The organism is Streptomyces sp. BJ20, assembly GCF_022869105.1.
Taxonomy (GTDB): Bacteria; Actinomycetota; Actinomycetes; order Streptomycetales; family Streptomycetaceae; genus Streptomyces; species Streptomyces griseoincarnatus.
This window is the reverse complement of the sequence record NZ_CP094918.1, coordinates 6,927,518-6,947,112: the sequence shown is the minus strand read 5'-3', so window position 1 is coordinate 6,947,112 and position 19,595 is coordinate 6,927,518. Positions and strand designations below refer to the sequence as shown.

Genomic DNA, 19,595 nt, shown 5'->3' with positions numbered 1-19,595 from the left:
GGGGGTAGTCCGTCCAACTCACGCCTCACGGTGCCGGGTTGGCGTGATTCAGTCGGTGTGCGCCGACGAGGCGCGGCCCGCCTCCGCGTCGGTCTCCTCGGCCTGCGTCCGCTTGATCGCGGCGTCGCGCCTGCGGACGTACCAGATGCCGATGAAGCCGAGACCGCCGCCGGCCAGGCAGGTCCACACCCACCAGGTGTGCCCGTGCTCGTCGAACCAGCCGTAGAACGGCAGCTGCACCAGGAAGAGGACGAACCAGACGATCGTGCCGCCGGTGATGGTGGCGACCACGGGGCCCTCCAGGGGCTCCGGCGCCTCGTGCTTGGGGGTCCACTTCGCCATGCGGACAGCTTACGAGGAGCGCCGACGGCGTGGCGCCCCGCACCGGACGGCCCGGCGATGGAGCGGGAATCACACCGGCCACCGGCGGTCTACGCGCGGAGATGGTGTCGCCGACGTTATATGTTCATACTGAATCCGTTTGCCTCTGACCGCTTTTATTCGTAGAAAACACCAAAGGCTCGGCTCCGGGGGGAGCCCGCCGGTGATGAGGTCCCTGCACATGTCCACGTCGGCCCCCGCCAAGGCGCCCACCCCCGAGCAGCCGGGGTCCGGTGCCGCGAACGGCGCCCTCGACCGCTACTTCCGGATCACCGAGCGCGGCAGCACCCTCCCGCGCGAGATCCGGGGCGGTTTCGCCACCTTCTTCGCGATGGCCTACATCATCGTGCTGAACCCGATCATCCTGGGCAGCGCGAAGGACGTGTACGGCAACCAGCTGGACAACGGCCAGCTGGTCACCGCGACCGCCCTGACCGCCGCGTTCACCACGCTGCTCATGGGCGTCATCGGCAACGTCCCCATCGCCCTGGCCGCCGGCCTCGGCGTGAACTCGGTCGTCGCGCTCCAGCTCGCGCCCCGCATGTCCTGGCCGGACGCCATGGGCATGGTGGTGCTGGCCGGATTCGTGGTGATGCTCCTGGTCGCCACCGGCCTGCGCGAGCGCGTGATGAACGCCGTGCCCTACGGGCTGCGCAAGGCCATCGCCATCGGCATCGGCCTGTTCATCATGCTGATCGGGCTCGTCGACTCCGGCTTCGTCTCCCGCATCCCGGACACCGCCCAGACCACCGTGCCGCTCCAGCTCGGCGCCGACGGCCACCTCAACGGCTGGCCGGTGCTGGTCTTCGTGCTCGGCGCGCTGCTCACGCTGGCGCTGATCGTGCGCAAGGTGCCCGGCGCGATCCTCATCTCGATCGTCGTGATGACCGTCGTCGCCGTCGCGATCAACGCCGTCGCCGACGTGCCCTCCTGGGGTCTGACCTCGCCCGAGTGGCCCGGTAACCCGGTCGCCACCCCCGACTTCGGCCTGATCGGCCAGGTCAGCCTGTTCGGCGGATTCTCCCAGGTCGGCGTGTTGACCGGCGTGCTGTTCGTCTTCACCGTGCTGCTGTCGTGCTTCTTCGACGCGATGGGCACGATCATGGGTGTCTCCGACGAGGCCAAGCTCACGGACGGCGAGGGCCAGATGCCCGGCATCAACAAGGTGCTGTTCATCGACGGCGTCGCGGTCGCCGCGGGCGGCGCCAGCTCCGCCTCCGCCACCACCGCGTTCGTGGAGTCCACCGCGGGGGTCGGCGAGGGTGCCCGCACCGGCTTCGCCAATGTCGTCACCGGCGGTCTGTTCGCCGCGGCGCTGTTCCTCACGCCGGTCGCCACCATGGTCCCGTCGCAGGCGGCCACCCCGGCGCTGCTCGCGGTGGGCTTCCTGATCCTGGCCAACGGGATCCGGGAGATCGACTGGGCGGACCACACCATCGCCATCCCCGCCTTCGTGACGATGGTGATGATGCCGTTCACCTACTCGATCACCAACGGCATCGGGATGGGCTTCCTCACCTTCGTGGCGCTGCGCCTCGCGGCGGGCCGCGGCAAGGAGGTCCCGACGGCGCTGTACGTGGTGGCGGCGGTCTTCGCCTTCTACTACCTGATGCCGGCGCTGGGCCTGACCTGACCGCCGCCGGCGGAGCGCGGGGTCAGGTGACTCCGTAGAACTTCTCCGTCTCCTCGACGGCGGTGCGGAACCGCTGGTCGAAGTCATCGCGCATGAGCGTCCGGACGACATAGTCCTGGACGCTCATGCCGCGTTTGGCGGCATGGTCGCGGAGCCGTTCGAGCAGTTCGTGGTCTATCCGCAGGCTGAGCACGTCGGTCCCCATGGGCATGAGAGTCGCCGCACCTCACGGTGCGGCGCGTGGCATTTCGTGCATCGATCACTCATATGGGTGATCTCGGCCGGGTGCTGTCTTGATTTCGGCTCGCCGGTCGGTTTCCCGTGCGGGGCGGCATGTGGGGCGGCTCATGGGACGGGAGTGGCACGACTCACGGGCGGGGCGCGGCATACCGAGTGGTCCTTAGCGAAGGTAATGAGTTACGCTAAGAAACATGCCGGACCTCAGCCATGGCGACGACGCCGCCGCCGTGAACGCCCTCCGCTCCGCCGTGATGCGGCTGTCCCGCCGTCTCAAGCACCAGCGGGTCGACGAGTCGCTCAGCCCCACCGAGATGTCGGTGCTCGGCACCCTGGCCCGCTGCGGCACCGCCACCCCGGGCGAGCTCGCCCGCAAGGAACACGTCCAGCCGCCGTCGATGACCCGCATCGTCGCGCTGCTGGAGGCCAAGGGCCTGGTCAGGCTGGAGCCGCACCCCGACGACCGGCGTCAGAAGGTCGTCACCCAGACCGAGCGGGCCGAGGCGATGCTCGAGGAGAGCCGGCGCAAGCGCAACGCGTTCCTCGCCACGCTGGTCGAGGAGCTCGACGAGGACGAGTGGGCGACCCTGCGCGCCGCCGCCCCCGTGCTGGAGAAACTGGCGCACATCTGAACCACCCCCGGCAGCCACAGGAGGCGAACCTTTTGAGTACGGGATCCGGAGCAGCTTCCGCCCCCGCACCTGACCCCTACGACACCAAGACCGCTCTCGACGCCCCCGCCCGCAAGAACTCCATGTTCTCCTCGCTGAGGATCAGGAACTACCGCCTGTTCTTCCTCGGCCAGGTCGTCTCGAACATCGGCACCTGGATGCAGCGCATCGCCCAGGACTGGCTGGTGCTCAGCCTCACCGGCTCCTCCGCCGCCGTCGGCATCACCACGGCGCTGCAGTTCCTGCCGATGCTGCTGTTCGGGCTCTACGGAGGGGTCCTCGTCGACCGGCTGCGCAAGCGGCCCACCCTGCTGGTCACCCAGTCCGCGATGGCGCTCACGTCGATCGCGCTCGCCGTCCTCACCCTGACCGGCCTCGTCGAGGTGTGGCACATCTACGTCGCCGCCCTCGCCCTCGGCCTCGCGACCGTCGTCGACAACCCCGCCCGCCAGTCCTTCGTGTCCGAGCTGGTCGGCCCCGGACAGCTGCAGAACGCGGTCAGCCTGAACTCCGCGAACTTCCAGTCCGCCCGGCTGGTCGGTCCCGCCGTCGCGGGCCTGCTGATCACCGGTGTCGGCACCGGATGGGCGTTCCTGCTGAACGGGCTGTCCTTCGTCGCGCCGCTGACCGGCCTGATGCTGATGCGCACCCGCGAGCTGCACCCCGTGGAGCGCGCCCCGCGCGGCAAGGGACAGCTCCGTGAGGGCCTGCGCTACGTGGCCGGACGGCCCGACCTGCTCTGGCCGATCGTGCTGGTCGGCTTCATGGGGACGTTCGCCTTCAACTTCCCGGTGTACCTGTCGGCCTTCGCCGACGACGTGTTCCACGGGGACGCGGGCGTCTACAGCATGTTCAACACGCTGATGGCGGTCGGCTCCGTCTCCGGCGCCCTGCTCGCCGCCCGGCGCGGCACCGCCCGGCTGCGGCTGCTGATCGTGGCCGCGATGGCCTTCGGAGCGCTGGAGATCCTCGCCGCCGCGTCGCCCGAGCTGTGGATGTTCGCGCTGATCATGGTGCCGCTGGGCCTGGTGTCGATGACGGTCAACGTCACCACCAACACGAGCCTGCAGATGTCCACCGACCCGTCGGTGCGGGGCCGCGTCATGGCCCTGTACATGATGGTGTTCCTCGGCGGCGCCCCCGTCGGCGCGCCCATCGTCGGCTGGGTCACCGACACCTACGGCGCCCGCGTCGGCTTCGCGGCCGGCGGTGCGATCGCGATGACCGCGGCGGCCGTCATCGGCCTGGTCCTGGCCCGCGCCGGCGGCCTCCGCCTCGCGGTCGGCTGGCACCACGGCCACCCCAGCGTCCGCTTCGTCCCGCGGGACCGCGTGAAGGCCCTGGCCCCGGCGGCGTGAGCCGCCGGGCCGGGCGCCCGGCTGCCCGTCAGTCCCGGGGGAACTCGTCGGTCCTCAGCACCAGTCCGACGGACGTCCCGGTCAGGTCGATCTCCTCGCCGAAGGGGAAGCCGACGGCAGCGTGGTAGGCACCGTCCTTGGGGAGCGTGTGCAGATGCCACTCGGCGGTGTACGGATCGACGATCAGGTACACCGGCACGCCGGCGGCGGCGTAGGTGTCCTTCTTCGGCCCGTAGTCGTTGGCGGCGGTGTCCCGGGAGATGACCTCGGTGACGAACTCGACGTCCCGGTACTGCCAGTGGCCCCTGGCGTCCTTCACCGAGCGCTCGGCGAACGCCGCGACGTCACAGGCGAAGCCGTTCAGCCGCCCGGGAAAGTCGATCCGTACGTCCGAGGCCAGGCGCTTGCGCGGGTACGCGGCGCGCAACTGTTCCAGGATGTCGAAGATGATCTGGAAGTGGGTGTCCCGCTGCGGAGTCATGAAGACGTGCCCCCCGACGATCTCGGCCTTGTAACCCTCGGGGACGGGCATTTTGTCCAGCCACTCGAACATCATGTCGAGCGTGAGCTCATCGCCGCTCTCGGCCATCTCGATCCTGTCTTCGAGGACGGTCATCGTGGCGCTCCTCCCCGGCCGACGCTCGATGCGTACAGCCGCGCGGTACAACGATACGCACGGTGACCGGGACACGCGGGACACTGGAGGCATGAGACTCTTCGCCGCCGTGCTGCCGCCCGAGGACGTGATCGGGGCGCTGGCCGACGAGGTGGACGCGCTGCGGGCACTGGACGGGGCCGACGGGATGCGGTGGACCGAGCGGGCCGGGTGGCACTTCACGCTCGCGTTCTACGGCGAGGTGGACGAGGACACCGTGCCCGAGCTGACCGCGCGGCTGGGGCGGGCCGCGGCGCGGACCGAGCCGTTCCCGCTGGCGCTGTCCGGCGGCGGCCAGTTCGGCCGCGGGCGGGCCCTGTGGGCCGGGGCGTCGGGCGACCTGCACACCATGCGGCTGCTGGCCGAGCGCTCCGAGGCGGCCGGCCGCAAGGCGGGCGTCGAGATGGACGAGCACCGGCGCTACCAGGCCCACCTGACCGTGGCGCGCAGCCGGGACGCCGTGGACGTACGGCCGTACCTCGCGGCGCTCGAGGACTTCCGCAGCCGGACCTGGATCGTGGAGGAGCTGGTGCTGGTGCGCAGCCACCTGCCCCGGTCGGGCGTCCCGGGCGAGCAGCCCCGTTACGAGGCGGTCGCCCGCCGGGCGCTCGGCGCGGCCGGTTAGGCTCGATGCGTGGACCCGAAGACCCGGAACCGGATCATGGCCGGTGCGCTCGTGCTGATGTTCGTCGTGGTGGCCCTGGCGGCGGCGCTCGGTAGGTAGGGCCTTTCGTTCGGGCCGGACCGGCCGTGAGGCGCGGTGCGTCTTCGGCCGGCCCCGGACCCCGCGACGCCGGGGCGATCCGAACGGAAGGCCCTGGCGCCGCCGCCGGGCCGTCACGCCTTGTCCGCCGTCACCAGGCGAAGGCCTCCGGGGACGGGCCGGGGCCCGGGAAGATCTCGTCCAGCGAGGCCAGCAGCTCCTCGCCCAGCTCCAGCTCCAGCGCGCGCAGCGCCGAGTCGAGCTGCTCGCGCGTGCGCGGGCCGACGATCGGGCCGGTCACGCCGGGGCGGGTGAGCAGCCAGGCCAGCGCCGTCTCGCCCGGCTCCAGGCCGTGCTTCTCCAGCAGGTCCTCGTACGCCTGGATCTGCTTGCGCGCCACCGGGTCGGCCAGGGTGTCCGCGGCCCGCCCGGAGGCGCGGCGGCCGCCCTCGGCCTCCTTCTTGATGACCCCGCCCAGCAGACCGCCGTGCAGCGGCGACCAGGGGATGACCCCCAGCCCGTAATCCTGCGCGGCCGGGATCACCTCCATCTCCGCGCGCCGCTCGGCGAGGTTGTACAGGCACTGCTCGCTGACCAGCCCGATGGTCCCGCCGCGCCGGGCGGCGGTCTCGTTGGCCTGGGCGATCTTGTAACCGGGGAAGTTCGACGACCCGACGTAGAGGATCTTGCCCTGCTGGATCAGGACGTCGACCGCCTGCCAGATCTCGTCGAACGGGGTGGCCCGGTCGACGTGGTGGAACTGGTAGAGGTCGATGTGGTCGGTCCCCAGGCGCTTCAGCGAGGCGTCCACCGCGCGCCGGATGTTCACCGCGGACAGCTTGTCGTGGTTGGGCCACGCCTCGCCGTCCGGGCCCATGTTGCCGTACACCTTCGTCGCGAGGACGACCTTGTCACGGCGGCCGCCGCCCTGGGCGAACCAGCTGCCGATGATCTCCTCGGTGCGGCCCTTGTTCTCACCCCAGCCGTAGACGTTGGCGGTGTCGAAGAAATTCAGACCCGCGTCCAGAGCGGCGTCCATGATGGCGTGGCTGGTCGATTCGTCCGTCTGCGGACCGAAGTTCATCGTCCCGAGGACGAGCCGGCTGACCTTGAGTCCTGTGCGTCCGAGCTGCGTGTACTTCATGGTCTCCAAGCCAACGTCTTGGAGCGCGCTCTATGCAAGGGGAGGAGGCTCAGTCGCGGGGGAAGGCGCTGGTGCTCACGGTCAGGTCGGCCGCGGTGCCCGTCAGATCGATGTCGTCGCCGAAGTCCACCCGCGTCCGCGTGACGTAGTCGCCGTTCTTGGGGTCGGTGTAGACGAAGCAGCGGCCCTGGTAGGGGTCGACGATGACGTAGAGAGGGAGCTCGGCGGTCGCGTAGGCGGCCTTCTTCGGGCCGTAGTCGTTGGCGGCGGTGCCCTCGGAGATGACCTCGAAGACGAACTGGACGTCCTCGTAGCGCCAGTGGCCTCCTTCGTCCTTCTCGGCGGAATCCCGGAGCACGGCCACGTCGGGGCAGAGACCGTTTTCGTGGCCCGGGAAGTCGATGCGGACGTCCGAGAACACCTTGACGTCCATCCCGAACCTGTCCTCGACGGCCCGCACGATGCGACGGATGATGGCCCAATGCGTGTCCCGCTGCGGTGTCATGAAGACGCTGCCCCCGACGATCTCGACCCTGAATCCTTCGGGGACGGGCATCCGCTCCAGCCGCTCGAACCACTCGTCCAAGCGCTGCGTGTTGACGTCGGCCATGGCGATCCTGTCTTCAAGGACGGTCATCGTGGCGCTCCTCCCCGGCCGCCCACGGACGAGTGCGGCCGCGCGGTACAACGATACGCACGGCGAGCAGGACACAGGGCTCGTGCGCAGGCCTCCGGCGGTTACGCCTCCTCGTACGGCCCGCCCAGGTCCCACTCCCGCCACAGCGCCTCCGCGAACGCCGCCGCGATTTTGTGTTCGCCTGTTTCGTTGGGGTGCGTGCCGTCGTAGGTGTCCGTGTGGAAGTCGTACGACGGTGGGGGCGGGACCAGGAGGAGGGGGGAGGTCGGGTCGTCCAGGTCGGCGGCCGTCTTCGCCAGCAGTTCGTTGAAGTGGGCGACCTGGTCGGCGAAGGTCGGGTCGGCCTCCACGCGGATGTTGCGGATCACCGGCAGGACGGCCGTGCGGATGCGAGGCCTCGCCGCCCGCGCCTCGGCGACGAACGCGCGCACGTTGTCCGCGGTCTGCTCGGCGTTGGTGTAGAAGCCGAGGTCGATCAGGCCGAGCGACACCAGCAGCACGTCCGCGCGGCAGGAGCGCACGGCGTCGCCGATCAGCGGGGCCATGTGGTACCAGCCCTCGCCCCAGCCGGCCAGGTGCGCCCGCGGGAAGTCCGGGTCGGCGTACGCGTACGAGGTGGGGGCGTCCGTGGACGGGTCGCGCAGCGTCTCGCGCGGGCCGACCAGCGTGAAGGGGCCGCCGTACGCGGCGCACAGGTGCTGCCACAGGCGGTAGCGCCAGGTGTGTTCACCCGCGCTCCCGATCGTCATCGAGTCACCTACGGGCATGAACCTGAGCACCCGATCATCATGGTGGATCAGCGCGTTCGCCGCGATGTGAGACCCGACACCCGCACCGGGGGGCCCGCGCTGATGGCAGGCTTGGCCCATGCGCAGACCCTTCGCCCTGCTCGCCGCGACCCTGCTGACGGCCGCGCTCGCCGTGCCCGCCTCCGCCGCCGACAACGACGACGGGGACGAGGGGTTCACCATCAACGACCCGCGCATCACCGAGTCCAGCGGGCTCGCCGCCTCCCGGCAGCACCCCGGCGTCCACTGGACCCACAACGACAGCGACGACGGCCCCTACCTCTACGCCGTCGACAGCAGCACCGGCGACACGGTCGCCCGCCTCACCCTCACGGGCATCGGCACGCCCCGGGACGTCGAGGCGATCTCCGTCGGCCCCGGCAACCGTCTCTTCGTCGCCGACGTCGGCGACAACCTCGGCGGCACCTGGCCGTACGTGTGGATCTACGAACTCCCCGAGCCGAAGCGGCTCCAGGACGCGACCGTGCAGGCCACCCAGTACGTGGTGAAGTACGCCGACGGCCCGCGCGACGCCGAGGCGATGGTCGTCCACCCGAAGACGGGGCGGGTGTACCTCATCGACAAGCACGAGGACGGCGGGCACCTCTACGAGGGACCGGAGAAGCTCTCGCCGGAAGGCGACAACGTGTTCCGGCCGATCGCCCCCGTCGAGCTGTGGACCACCGACGCGGCGCTCTCCCCGGACGGCGAGGACCTCGCCGTGCGCGGCTACTTCGGCGGCATCCACTACGCCTGGAACGGCGGCGAGCTGCAGCGCAAGGGGCGGCTGAGCGTGCCGCTCCAGGGGCAGGGCGAGTCGGTGACCTACTCCGCCGACGGCTCCCGGCTGCTGTTCGGCAGCGAGGGGGAGCAGAGCGGCGTGGTGAGCCGCCCGGCGCCCGGCGCGGACGAGGGCGGCTCCAGCGGCGGCCCCGGCTCCCGCGCGGACGGCGGCGACGGCGCCTCGGGGGACGGGAAGGACGACTCCGTGAAGGTCGGGGGAGCCGTGGTGGTCGCCGTGCTCGTCGCGGCCCTGTTCGGGCTGAGCAGGCGCCGGCGCAAGGGCTGAACGGCGCCGTCAGCGCCCCGGCTCGGCCGCGCGCCGGGCGACGTGCACCTCCAGGCCGTCCAGGATGCGCTGGAGCCCGAACTCGAAGTGGTCGAAGCCGGAGTCGAAGGTGTCCTCCGAGAGCGCGGCCATGACGGGATAGCGGCCGCTGTCCATCGCCTTCTCCAGGGCGGGCCGCTGGGCCTCCCAGAACTCCGCGTCCGTCAGCCCGGAACTGTGCTCCGCCTGCTCCTGGTACAGCTGCGTCCGGGCGGCCCCGACCACGTATCCGTCGATCATGACGATCACCGACAGCAGCTCGGGGTCGGACAGGCCCATCGGCTTGATCCGGGAGAACACCCTCTCCATGCCGTCCAGCGCGCTCGGGCCGAGGATCGGGCGGGACTGGTTGACCTCCAGCAGCCAGGGGTGGCGCCGGTAGAGGGCGAGGGTGGCCCGGGCCAGCGCCTCCAGGGCCGGGCGCCAGCCGCCGTCGCCGAGGTCCGCGGGGTTGCGCGACGGGCGCTGCACCCGGTCCAGCATCAGGTCGAGCAGCTCGGCCTTGCCGGGGACGTAGCGGTACAGGGACATCGTGCCGGTGCCCAGCTCCGTGGCGATCCTGCGCATCGACAGCGCGCCGATGCCGTCCCGGTCGGCGACCTCGACCGCCGCCTCCACGATCCGCTCCAGGGTCAGCCCCGGCTTCGGGCCCCGGCTGGGCCGCTGCCCGGTGCCCCAGAGCAGGTCGAGGGTGCGCGCGATGTCGCCGCTGCCGCTGGTCTCCGTACCGCCTCCGCCGCTGCTCATGCGGGCAGTCTAGATCCGCGCCAAAAAACTGGGTACGTTGTACGCGCAATCGGGTACGGTGTACCCGGTTTCTGGAAGGGGGACCCATGAAGGACGACGGGTACGCGGTGCGTGCCGAGGGGCTGGAGAAGCGGTACGGCGAGAAGCGCGCCCTGGACGGCTTCGACCTCACCGTGCGGGCGGGCACGGTGCACGGACTGCTGGGACCGAACGGCGCGGGCAAGACCACCGCCGTGCGGATCCTGTCGACGCTGATCCGGCTCGACGGGGGGCGGGCGACCGTGGCCGGGCTGGACGTGGCGCGGCAGGCCCGCGAGGTGCGGGCGCGGATCGGGCTCACCGGGCAGTACGCGGCGGTGGACGAGGTGCTCACCGGGCGGCAGAACCTGGAGATGTTCGGCAGGCTGTTCCATCTCGGCGGGCGGCGCGCCAAGGCGCGAGCGGCGGAGCTGCTGGAACAGTTCGACCTGACCGACGCCGCCGACAAAGGCGTCGGTGACTACAGCGGCGGCATGCGGCGCCGGCTGGACCTGGCGGCGTCGATGATCCTGACGCCGGCCGTGCTGTTCCTGGACGAGCCGACGACGGGGCTCGACCCGCGCAGCCGCGGCGAAGTCTGGGACTCGGTACGGGCGTTGGTGGCCGGCGGCACGACCGTGCTGCTGACCACCCAGTATCTGGAGGAGGCCGACCGGCTGGCCTCCCGCATCACCGTCATCGACCGGGGCCGGGCCATCGCCGACGACACCCCGGACGGGCTGAAGAACCGCGTCGGCGGTGACCGCGTCGAGGTCGTCGTGGCCGAACGGTCCGACATCCCGCGGGTGGTGAAGGTCGTCGCCCGGGTCTCCGACGGCGAACCCGAGGCGGACGAGACCGAGTTGCGGGTGCACGCGCCCGTCACCGACCGGGTGGCCGCGCTGACGGACGTGGCCCGCACCCTCCAGGACGAGGGCGTACGGGTCGAGGACATCGGGCTGCGCAGGCCCAGTCTCGACGACGTGTTCCTGCGCCTGACCGGACACCGCACGGAGAAGGAGGCGGCGGCATGAGTGCGCTCGACCTGACCGGAGCGGCCGGGCGCGGCCGCGTGCACTGGGCGCTCGCGGACTGCTGGAACGTCGTCCGCCGCGGCCTCACCCACTACCAGCGTCAGCCGGTCAACATCGCCTGGCAGCTGGGCTTCCCCATCCTCTCCGTGCTGCTGTACGGCTATGTCTTCGGCAGCGCGATGCGGGTGCCGGGCGGCGGGGACTACAAGGACTTCCTGATGCCGGGCATGTTCGTGATGACCATGGCCTTCGGCTTCATCAACACCGCGACCGTCGTGGTGTACGACTCCACCAAGGGCGTCATCGACCGCTTCCGCTCGATGCCGATGGCGTCGTCGGCGGTGGTGGCCGGGCGCGGGGTGACCGATCTGATCGTCGCGTGCGCGGAGCTGGCCATCCTGATGCTGACGGCCCTGGCCATGGGCTGGCGCCCGGACGGCGGCTGGGGGTTCGTCGCCGCGTTCGGACTGCTGCTGTGGCTGCGGTTCGCACTGATCTGGCTGGGCGTCTGGCTGGGACTCCTCGTCCCCAACCCGGAGGCGGCGGGCGGCCTCTTCGCGGTGGCCTTCCCCCTGACGATGATCTCCAGCATCTTCGTCGCCCCGCAGCTGATGCCCGACTGGCTCGGCTGGGTGGCCGCCTGGAACCCGATCTCCTCCACGGCCGCGGCGACCCGCGAACTGTTCGGCACCCCGGTCGGCGGCGGCGACTCGTGGGTCGAACAGCACGCGCTGCTGATGGCGGGCGTGTGGCCGGTGGTCCTGACGGCGCTCTTCCTGCCGCTGGCGGTCCGGAGGTTCCAGCGTTTGAGCAGGTGAGACGACGTGACAGGGCGCCCGGTGGGAGATCCACCGGGCGCCCTGTCCGTGTCGGGGGGGGGGGGACTACAGCTGCTCGATCACGTGGTCGACGCACTTCGTCAGGGCCTCGACGTCCGACGGGTCGATCGCCGGGAACATCGCGACGCGGAGCTGGTTGCGGCCCAGCTTGCGGTACGGCTCGGTGTCGACGATGCCGTTGGCGCGGAGCACCTTGGCGACGGCGGCCGCGTCCACCTCGTCGGTGAAGTCGATCGTGCCGATGACGGCCGAGCGCTTCGCCGGGTCGGTGACGAACGGGTTGGCGTACTTGATGTCCTCGGCCCAGCCGTACAGCGTGCGCGCGGAGGCCGCGGTGCGGCGGACCGCCCAGTCCAGGCCGCCCTGGCCGTTGATCCACTCCAGCTGCTGGTTGAGCAGGAACAGGGTGGCGAGCGCCGGGGTGTTGTACGTCTGGTTCTTGCGGGAGTTGTCGATCGCCGTCGGCAGCGAGAAGAACTCCGGCACGTGCCGGCCGCTCGCGTGGATCCGCTCGGCCCGCTCGATCGCGGCCGGGGAGAACACGCCGATCCACAGGCCGCCGTCGGAGGCGAAGGACTTCTGCGGGGCGAAGTAGTAGACGTCCGTCTCGGCGATGTCGACCGGGAGGCCGCCCGCGCCGGAGGTGGCGTCCACCAGGACGAGGGAGCCCTCGTCGGCGCCGGCCACGCGCTTGATCGGCATGGCGACGCCGGTGGAGGTCTCGTTGTGGGTGAGGGCGTACACGTCCACGCCCGCCTCGGCGGCCGCCTCCGGGTGGGTGCCCGGGTCGGCGGAGATGACGTCGGGGTCGGCCAGCCACGGGGCGAGCTTCGCGGCCTTGGCGAACTTGGAGCTGAACTCGCCGAAGCTGAGGTGCTGCGACTTGTTCTCGATCAGGCCGTGGGTCGCGATGTCCCAGAACGCGGTGGACCCGCCGTTGCCGAGGATCACCTCGTAGCCGTCGGGGAGCTGGAACAGCTCGCGGACGCCCTCGCGCACCTGGCCGACCAGGTTCTTCACCGGGGCCTGGCGGTGGGAGGTGCCCAGCAGGGACGTGCCGGTCGCGGCCAGCGCGTCCAGCGCTTCCGTCCGCACCTTGGAGGGACCCGCACCGAAACGACCGTCGGCGGGCTTGATGTCAGCAGGAATCCGGATCTCAGCCACGACCGGAGCCTAGCGGCTGGGGGAAACACGGGCGCAACATCGTCCGTCCGCTGAGACGCGCCGCTGAGACACGTCACCGGTACGGGTGGCGGACGGTCCGGGGGGAGGGCCGTCCGCCACCCGCGTCACTCACCCGCCGAGCGTCACCGGCAGCTCGTACAGGTCGTTCTGGGTCACCACCGGCTTGTTGCGCAGCTCACTCGCCGGCACCGCCAGGTCCAGCTTCGGGAAGCGCGCGTACAGCGCCGGGAGGGCGACGCCCGCCTCCAGGCGGGACAGTGCCGCGCCGGGGCAGACGTGCGGGCCGTGCCCGAAGGAGATGTGCCGGTTCGGACTCTCCCTGGTGATGTCGAAGACCCCCGCCGTCGGCCCGTGCGCCTGCTCGTCCCGCCCGATCGCCGCGTACGACACGATCAGCGCGTCCCCGGCGGGCAGCACCTTGTCCCCGACGGGCACGTCCTCGGTGGCGAACCGGATCAGCACGTGCGAGGTCGGCGTGGACCAGCGCAGCGTCTCCTCGACCACCGCCGACCAGTCCGCCTTCCCGGAGAGCACAAGGTCGCGCTGGTCCGGGTGGGTGGAGAGGTTGACCACCGCGTTGACGATGAGGGAGATCGTGGTCTCGTGCCCGGCCGCCACCATCAGCTGGAGGGTGGCGACGATCTCCTCGTCGGTGAGCCGGTCACCGTCCTCCGACGCCTGGATCAGCGCCGACGTCAGGTCGTCGCCCGGGTTCTCCCGCTTCGACGCCACCGTCTGGGCCATGATCCCGGCCAGCTCGGTGAGCGTCGCGACGACCTCCTCCGGCGGGGTCTGCGTGGAGAAGAACTTCTCGAACAGCTCCTTCAGCCGCGGCAGCCGCTCCTCCGCCAGCCCCATCAGGTCGGCGATCACGTACATCGGCAGCGGGTAGGCGAACACCGCCTTCAGGTCGACGCTCTCGCCGGGCTGCGCGGCCACCTGGTCCAGCAGGGACTCCGTCAGTTCTGTGATCCGCTCCCGCATCCGCTCCACCCGTCTCGGGGTGAGCGCCTGGGCGACCAGGGTGCGCAGCCGCCGGTGGTCGGCGCCGTCCACGGTGAGCATGGAGCGCGGCGGGTTCGCCAGCCCGATCAGCGGCCAGTCCGGGGCTATCTCCCCGCGCTGCCAGGCGCCCCAGACGTTGATGTCCTTCACCAGCCGCGGGTCGGTCAGCAGCTTCTTCGCCTCGGCGTGGTGGGTCACCGCCCACACGGGCACGTCACCCGGCAGGGTCACGGCGGCCAGCGGCCCCGCGGCGCGCAGCGCCGCGCTCTCGGCGTCCAGGTCGGAGACGAACGGGTCGAGGGGGATGCGGGTCTGTTCCGTGTCGGTCGCGGTGAGGTCCGTACCAGCCGTCATGCGAGCGAGCCTCCAAGGGCGGGGGTGGGTGTGAAGGTGACCGGGAGCTCGGACAGGCCGCGCAGCCAGGGCGACGGGCGGCGGGTCAGGGAGGAGGCCGGGACGGCCAGGTCGATGTCCGGCAGCCGGTCCAGGACCACCTCGATGCCGGTCCGGGCGATCACCTCGGCGATCTCCTGCGCCGGGAACGGGCAGCGGTGCTCCCCGTGACCGAAGGAGAAGTGCGCGCCGTTGCCGCCGGTGAGCGAGCCGTCGGTGCGCACCTGCGGGTCGGAGTTGGCGCCCTGCAGACCCAGCAGCACCATGTCGCCGGCCCGGATGCGGCGCCCGCCGAGCTGCGTGTCGCGCGACGCCCACCGCGCGGCCACGTTCTGCGTCGGGGTGTCCTCCCACAGCACCTCGTTCATCGCCTCCGCGACGCTGTTGCGGCCGCCGAACAGGGAGGCCGCGAACCGGGAGTCGGTGAGCATCAGGTGCAGCGAGTTGCCGATCCAGTCGGCGGTCGGCTGGTGCCCGGCCGCCATCATCACCATCAGGTCCTGGAGGATCTCCTCGTCGGTGAAGCCCGAGGCGTCGGCGAGCATCCGGGAGGCGACGTCCTGCGCGGGCTCCTTGCGCCGCTGGGCCACCAGCTCCGTCATCGACGTGAACAGGTGCGTCTGCCCGGCGAGCGCCCGCTCCCGCCCGTCGATCATGTCGTTGAGCGCGGTGACCAGCGCGGGGCCCTGGTCGTCGGGGAACCCGTACAGCCGGGCCAGCACCCGCACCGGCAGCAGCATCGCGAACTCGCCGATGACGTCGGCGGACCCGCGCGGGCAGATCGCGTCGATCAGCTCGTCCGCGAACCGCTCGGAGTGGCCGCGCAGTTCGGTCGGGTCGACCGCCTCCAGCGCGTTCCCCAGCATCGCGGCCCGCTCCCGGTGCCGCTCGCCGACGGTGTAGAGGATGGACGGCTGACGGCGGCCGATCATCGGCAGCAGCGGCCAGTCGTCGGGGATGTTCTCCCACTGGTTCCACAGCTCGGAGTCACGGCTGAACAGCACCGGGTCGCCGGTGACCTGGTGCAGCTCGCGGTAGCCGAGGACCAGCCAGGCGGGGGCGTCGCCGTCGAGCACGACCGGCACCACACTGCCGTGTTCGCGGCGCAGCTCGCGGTAGACGCGGGCCGGGTCGTCCTGCAGCAGGGGGCCGCTGAACGGGACGGCCTGGGGGACGGAGGCGGGACTCACACCAGCTCCTGACGGGGGGCTCGGGCCTGGTCGGCGTACAGCTCCTTGATGTGCTCCACCAGCGTGATCAGCACGATCTTGCTGGACTCCCGGGACCGCGCGTCGCAGTTCACCAGCGGCACGTGCGGGTCCAGGTCGAGCGCCTCACGGATCTGCTGCGGGGTGAACGTGGGCCCGCCGAAGTCGTTGCACGCCACGATGAACGGCGTGCCGTGCCGCTCCAGTCGGTCGATCGCGTACCAGGAGTCGTCGATGCGCCGGGTGTCGACCAGCACGACCGCGCCGAGCGTGCCGGAGAACAGCCGGTCCCACAGGAACCAGAACCGCTCCTGGCCCGGCGCGCCGAACAGGTAGAGCACGTTGCGCTCGTCCAGCGTGATGCGGCCGAAGTCGAAGGCGACGGTGGTGGCGGTCTTGCCGCGCACCCCGTTCAGGTCGTCGACGCCCTCGCCGGCCTGGGTCATCGTCTCCTCGGTGTTGAGGGGACGGATCTCGCTGACGGAGCGGACCATCGTCGTCTTGCCGGCGCCGAAGCCGCCCACGACCACGAGCTTCAGGCCGTTGTCGGCCGACGCGCCCAGCGGGGTGCGCGTCTCGGACGCCGTGTGCGTCTCAGAGGTTGCGGAGTCCAACGAGCACCTGCTCCAGGATGTCGGGGTCGGGTACGGCGGCTCTTCGGGGGTGCCGGGCGCTGACCCGGCCCGCCGCGAGGAGGTCGGACAGCAGGATCCGGGTGATGCTCACCGGCAGCTTCAGCTCGGCCGCGATCTCCACGACCGCGGTGGGCCGTCCGGTGAGGCGCAGGATCGCCGCGTGCTCGGACTGCATGCCGGGCACCGGGTCGCACTCGGCGACGACCAGGGTCACCAGGTCGAAGGGGTTGTCGGGCCCGGACCGGCTGCGCCCCCCGGTGAGGGTGTACAGCCGGTCGGGCGCGTCGTCCCTGCCGGGCCGGCTCATGAGCTGCGCGGCAGCGCGGTCAGGTGCTCGCCGAGCTGCTCCACCAGCTCGCTCATGTTGTGCCCGACGAGCCCGGCGTCCGCGTCCTCGGTGGTGACGACGGCCAGGTGCGCGCCCTCGCCGGCCTCCACGATGAACAGCACACCGCCGTAGAACTCGGTCATCGCCGAGCGCACCCCGCCGGTGCCGTCGCCGAACTCCACGGACGCGCCGTGCGACAGCGACTGGATGCCGGCCGCGATGGCGGCGAGCTGGTCGGCCTGGTCGTTGGAAAGCTCGGTCGTACGGCACAGTTTCAGGCCGTCACGGGACAGCACGAGCGCGTGCCGCGCGCCCGGGGTGCGCTCCAACAGGCCCTCGATGAGCCAGGTGAGCTTCTCGTCCGCTGTGGTCGTGCCGGTCATGAGGTGGTGTCGCCTTCCGAAGTCACGGGGGTGGGCTGAGCTGCGGTCTCGGGGTCGGGGGTGGTGTCGCGGGCCGGGGTGACGCCCGCGTCCGGGGCGGCCGTGTCGTCCGGAGCAGGGGCCCGCACGGCCTGGCGGAAGCTGCTGAAGCGGGCGGTGCGGGCGCGGGTCTCCTCGGCCGTGGGCGCGGGCCGGGACTCCGCGGCACGGCTTCCTCCGCCCGCCCGGCGCTCCGCCTCGGCGAGGGTGCGGCCGCGGCGCCGGCGGGGCAGCACCAGGGGCGGGGCGTCTCCGTCTCCGGACGCGGCCGCGTGGGCCGGCACCGGGTCGGCGTCCACGTCGCCGCCGGAACGGGCGGCGGCGTAGGAAGGCGCGGGGAGGACGGCTGCGGGGGAGGCCGGGCGCTCCGTCTCCGTGGAGGCGGGGGAGAGGGTGTCGCCGGTGGCGCCGTGACGGGGCTCGGGCTCGGCGCCTCTGCCGGTCACGGAGCGGCGCCGGGGCAGGACCAACGGTGCGTCCTCGGCGGCGGAGGGCAGGTCGCCCTGCGCGCCGGCCGGCTCCGCGTCGCGCGCGCCGGAGGGCACCCGGTCCCGCGTGCCGGAGGGCGTCCGGTCGCGGGTGTCGGAGGGTTCGGCGTCCGTCGGGGCGGAGGGTTCGGCGTCCGTGTGGGCGGCGGGTTCCGCCTTCTGCGCGTGGGAGGGCTCCGGGGCTTTCGTGGCGGACGGTGTCCGGTCCCGCGTGTCGGAGGTCTCTGCGTCCGTCGGGGCGGAGGGTTCGGCGTCCGTCGGGGTGGCAGGTTCTGCCTTCTGCGCGTGGGAGGGCTCCGGGGCCTCCCCGGCGGACTGCGTCCGGTCCTTCTCGTCCGCGACCTTCACCGCCGCTGTCAGGGTGCGGGTGGGCGTCCCGTTCGTCGTCGGGGCCGTGACCGGCCGCAGGGGCGCCGCGTCCGCCGGTACGAGGAGGTCCTGCGGCAGCAGCACCAGCACGCCCGTCCCGCCGCGCGCGGAGGGCCGGTACGACACCCGCAGTCCGTACCGCCGGGCCAGCCGGCCGACGACCGCGAGACCCAGCCGGGTGCCGGTGAGACCGCCCAGCTCGGTGGACTCGCCGGAGACGGCCCGCTCGGCGCGCCGCAGCTGCGCCTCGCCCATCACCAGACCGCTGTCCTCGACGGACACGATGACACCGGCCGGGACCTCCTCCACGTAGACGTGGACCTCCGCGGTCGGGGGCGAGAAGTTCGCGGCGTTGTCGAGGAGTTCGGCGAGCGCGTGCATCACGCCCTCGGCGGCGTGCCCGGCGACGGAGGTGTCGCTGGCGGAGTGGACGCGGACCCGCTGGTAACCGGCGATGCGGCCCATCGCGCCGCGCAGGATCGACTCCATCGGGATGGGCCGGGCCCAGCGACGGCCGGATCGGGCGCCGGTGAGGACGGCGACGGAGTCGGCGAGGCGGCCCGCCTGGGCGGTGCGGTGGTCGAGGTGGAGCAGGTCGGCGAGGACCTCCTCGTCGTGGTGCTTCTCCTCCATCGCGCGCAGGTCGGCGAGCATGCCGGTGGCCAGCGCCTGCATCCGTCCGGCCGCGTTGGCGGTGGCGGCCAGGGCGGCCGCGCGGGCGCCCTCCGCCTCCCGCAGCCGGGTGGTGAGCCGTGCGTTCTCCCCGGCCAGGCGGATCCGCTCGCGCGCCAGGCGGTCGCGTTCCTCCTCCAGCCGCTCCCGCTCCTCGGTGTACTCCCCGGTCAGCTTGGCGAGTTCGTCCGTGTGCTGGGCGGTGAGCCGGTCCAGTTCGGCGGTGTGCCGTTCGGCGGACCGGGCCAGCTCCGCCGTGTGCGCGTCGTCGGCCCGGGTGCGCTCCTCGGCCCGCTCGTGCGCCAGCCGGGCGAGCTCGGCCGCGTGCTGCTCGGCGAGCCGGTCCCGCTCGCCGGCCAGCGCCTCGGCGACATGGGCCCGCTCCTGGTCCAGCTCGGCCGACAACCGGGCGCGTTCACGGGTGAGTTCGCCGGTGAGCAGCTCGTGCTGGCGGCGGGCGTCCTCGGTCAGCCGGGACCGCTCCTGGAGCAGCCGTCCGACGTCCTGGGTGACGGCCTCCAGCCGCTCCCGGGCGGAGCGCGCCGTCAGACGGGCGTACGCGGCGGCCGTGACGGCGGCGCACAGCAGCACGGACGCGACCACGCCGGTCACCAGGACCGCGCCGATCACGGCGTCCGGGACGAGGAAGAAGGCGGCCACGACGGCGACCGCGCAGAACGCGGCGGTGAGCACGGGGGCGGGCAGCAGGCTGCGGGGGGTGGGGCGGTCGCCGGGGAGCAGGGGGGAGGTCATCAATCAGGTCCTCGGTCAGGTCCTCGGTCGGGTCCGCGGGCGTGCGCCGTCGTGGCTGCGCGGCCCTCGGGCGGTTCGATGGGACGCCGGACCTGATGCAGGGGTCGCTTCGCGAACGAGGTCCGACAACTGCGCGCAACTCGCGGTCACTATATGGGAGTTCGTGATCGGCTTGGGAAGATTC

Annotated in this window: 21 protein-coding genes; 7 read left to right on the top strand and 14 right to left on the bottom strand. The window is 71.9% G+C overall.

Annotation, left to right across the window (positions count from 1 at the left end):
- Nucleotides 1-48: 48 nt before the first annotated feature.
- Nucleotides 49-342, bottom strand: a complete 294-nt coding sequence (locus MTR79_RS31180) for a DUF2530 domain-containing protein (protein WP_086699879.1) — start codon at nt 340-342, stop codon at nt 49-51.
- Nucleotides 343-562: 220 nt separating this feature from the next.
- Between MTR79_RS31180 and MTR79_RS31175 the strand changes: the two genes are divergently transcribed.
- Nucleotides 563-2,014 carry an NCS2 family permease gene (locus tag MTR79_RS31175; protein WP_086699880.1) on the top strand — a complete coding sequence of 484 codons (1,452 nt, stop codon included), beginning with the start codon at nt 563-565 and terminating at the stop codon, nt 2,012-2,014.
- Between the two features lie 22 nt (nt 2,015-2,036).
- Here MTR79_RS31175 and MTR79_RS31170 read toward each other — a convergent pair whose 3' ends face one another.
- Nucleotides 2,037-2,219 carry a hypothetical protein gene (locus MTR79_RS31170; RefSeq protein ID WP_033276586.1) on the bottom strand — a complete coding sequence of 61 codons (183 nt, stop codon included), beginning with the start codon at nt 2,217-2,219 and terminating at the stop codon, nt 2,037-2,039.
- A 226-nt stretch (nt 2,220-2,445) separates the two neighbouring features.
- Here MTR79_RS31170 and MTR79_RS31165 point away from each other — a divergent pair, with 226 nt between their 5' ends.
- Both MTR79_RS31165 and MTR79_RS31160 read left to right on the top strand, forming a co-directional pair.
- Nucleotides 2,446-2,883, top strand: a complete 438-nt coding sequence (locus MTR79_RS31165) for a MarR family transcriptional regulator (RefSeq protein ID WP_086699881.1) — start codon at nt 2,446-2,448, stop codon at nt 2,881-2,883.
- 32 nt (nt 2,884-2,915) lie between these two features.
- Nucleotides 2,916-4,280 carry an MFS transporter gene (locus MTR79_RS31160; RefSeq protein ID WP_048460092.1) on the top strand — a complete coding sequence of 455 codons (1,365 nt, stop codon included), beginning with the start codon at nt 2,916-2,918 and terminating at the stop codon, nt 4,278-4,280.
- Nucleotides 4,281-4,308: 28 nt separating this feature from the next.
- On the opposite strand, the gene MTR79_RS31155 is transcribed toward MTR79_RS31160, so the two are convergent.
- Entirely contained in the window at nt 4,309-4,896 is a 588-nt protein-coding gene (locus MTR79_RS31155; RefSeq protein ID WP_122214711.1) for a Uma2 family endonuclease, read from the bottom strand.
- A gap of 91 nt (nt 4,897-4,987) precedes the next feature.
- Here MTR79_RS31155 and thpR point away from each other — a divergent pair, with 91 nt between their 5' ends.
- On the top strand, nt 4,988-5,560 hold the full coding sequence (gene thpR / locus MTR79_RS31150; protein WP_086699884.1) for an RNA 2',3'-cyclic phosphodiesterase: 573 nt from the start codon (nt 4,988-4,990) through the stop codon (nt 5,558-5,560).
- Between the two features lie 229 nt (nt 5,561-5,789).
- On the opposite strand, the gene MTR79_RS31145 is transcribed toward thpR, so the two are convergent.
- From MTR79_RS31145 to MTR79_RS31135, 3 genes are all read right to left on the bottom strand, one after another.
- Nucleotides 5,790-6,782, bottom strand: a complete 993-nt coding sequence (locus tag MTR79_RS31145) for an aldo/keto reductase (RefSeq protein WP_086699886.1) — start codon at nt 6,780-6,782, stop codon at nt 5,790-5,792.
- Nucleotides 6,783-6,831: 49 nt separating this feature from the next.
- Nucleotides 6,832-7,419: a Uma2 family endonuclease gene (locus MTR79_RS31140; protein WP_048460095.1), complete on the bottom strand. Its 588-nt coding sequence runs from the start codon at nt 7,417-7,419 to the stop codon at nt 6,832-6,834.
- A gap of 101 nt (nt 7,420-7,520) precedes the next feature.
- Nucleotides 7,521-8,198, bottom strand: coding sequence for a GDSL-type esterase/lipase family protein (locus MTR79_RS31135; RefSeq protein ID WP_086699887.1), 678 nt, complete (start codon nt 8,196-8,198; stop codon nt 7,521-7,523).
- Between the two features lie 88 nt (nt 8,199-8,286).
- Here MTR79_RS31135 and MTR79_RS31130 point away from each other — a divergent pair, with 88 nt between their 5' ends.
- The gene (locus MTR79_RS31130; RefSeq protein WP_086699889.1) at nt 8,287-9,276 is read left to right on the top strand and encodes a hypothetical protein; all 990 of its coding nucleotides are present in this window, start codon (nt 8,287-8,289) and stop codon (nt 9,274-9,276) included.
- A 9-nt stretch (nt 9,277-9,285) separates the two neighbouring features.
- Here MTR79_RS31130 and MTR79_RS31125 read toward each other — a convergent pair whose 3' ends face one another.
- Nucleotides 9,286-10,062 carry a TetR/AcrR family transcriptional regulator gene (locus MTR79_RS31125; protein WP_086699890.1) on the bottom strand — a complete coding sequence of 259 codons (777 nt, stop codon included), beginning with the start codon at nt 10,060-10,062 and terminating at the stop codon, nt 9,286-9,288.
- A gap of 86 nt (nt 10,063-10,148) precedes the next feature.
- Between MTR79_RS31125 and MTR79_RS31120 the strand changes: the two genes are divergently transcribed.
- Together MTR79_RS31120 and MTR79_RS31115 are read left to right on the top strand one after the other, a co-directional pair.
- The gene (locus MTR79_RS31120) at nt 10,149-11,114 is read left to right on the top strand and encodes an ATP-binding cassette domain-containing protein (RefSeq protein WP_048460099.1); all 966 of its coding nucleotides are present in this window, start codon (nt 10,149-10,151) and stop codon (nt 11,112-11,114) included.
- Nucleotides 11,111-11,932 carry an ABC transporter permease gene (locus MTR79_RS31115; protein WP_086699893.1) on the top strand — a complete coding sequence of 274 codons (822 nt, stop codon included), beginning with the start codon at nt 11,111-11,113 and terminating at the stop codon, nt 11,930-11,932. Before MTR79_RS31120 ends, MTR79_RS31115 begins: the two co-directional genes overlap by 4 nt.
- A gap of 66 nt (nt 11,933-11,998) precedes the next feature.
- Here the strand turns inward: MTR79_RS31115 and serC are convergent, their stop codons facing one another.
- The 7 genes from serC to MTR79_RS31080 form a co-directional block, all read right to left on the bottom strand.
- A complete protein-coding gene (gene serC, locus MTR79_RS31110; protein WP_189364916.1) occupies nt 11,999-13,117 on the bottom strand; it encodes a phosphoserine transaminase in 1,119 nt (372 codons plus the stop codon).
- A 129-nt stretch (nt 13,118-13,246) separates the two neighbouring features.
- Nucleotides 13,247-14,497, bottom strand: coding sequence for a cytochrome P450 (locus MTR79_RS31105; protein ID WP_244792631.1), 1,251 nt, complete (start codon nt 14,495-14,497; stop codon nt 13,247-13,249).
- Nucleotides 14,494-15,726 carry a cytochrome P450 gene (locus tag MTR79_RS31100; RefSeq protein ID WP_048460103.1) on the bottom strand — a complete coding sequence of 411 codons (1,233 nt, stop codon included), beginning with the start codon at nt 15,724-15,726 and terminating at the stop codon, nt 14,494-14,496. Before MTR79_RS31100 ends, MTR79_RS31105 begins: the two co-directional genes overlap by 4 nt.
- Entirely contained in the window at nt 15,723-16,358 is a 636-nt protein-coding gene (locus tag MTR79_RS31095; protein ID WP_086699897.1) for an ATP/GTP-binding protein, read from the bottom strand. Before MTR79_RS31095 ends, MTR79_RS31100 begins: the two co-directional genes overlap by 4 nt.
- The gene (locus MTR79_RS31090; protein ID WP_048460105.1) at nt 16,339-16,686 is read right to left on the bottom strand and encodes a DUF742 domain-containing protein; all 348 of its coding nucleotides are present in this window, start codon (nt 16,684-16,686) and stop codon (nt 16,339-16,341) included. The genes MTR79_RS31095 and MTR79_RS31090 overlap by 20 nt, the downstream gene beginning before the upstream one ends.
- Nucleotides 16,683-17,090 (bottom strand): roadblock/LC7 domain-containing protein, encoded by a 408-nt coding sequence (locus MTR79_RS31085; RefSeq protein ID WP_048460106.1) that lies wholly within the window; start codon nt 17,088-17,090, stop codon nt 16,683-16,685. Before MTR79_RS31085 ends, MTR79_RS31090 begins: the two co-directional genes overlap by 4 nt.
- Nucleotides 17,087-19,411, bottom strand: coding sequence for an ATP-binding protein (locus MTR79_RS31080; RefSeq protein WP_244792629.1), 2,325 nt, complete (start codon nt 19,409-19,411; stop codon nt 17,087-17,089). Before MTR79_RS31080 ends, MTR79_RS31085 begins: the two co-directional genes overlap by 4 nt.
- Between the last annotated feature and the right edge of the window lie 184 nt (nt 19,412-19,595).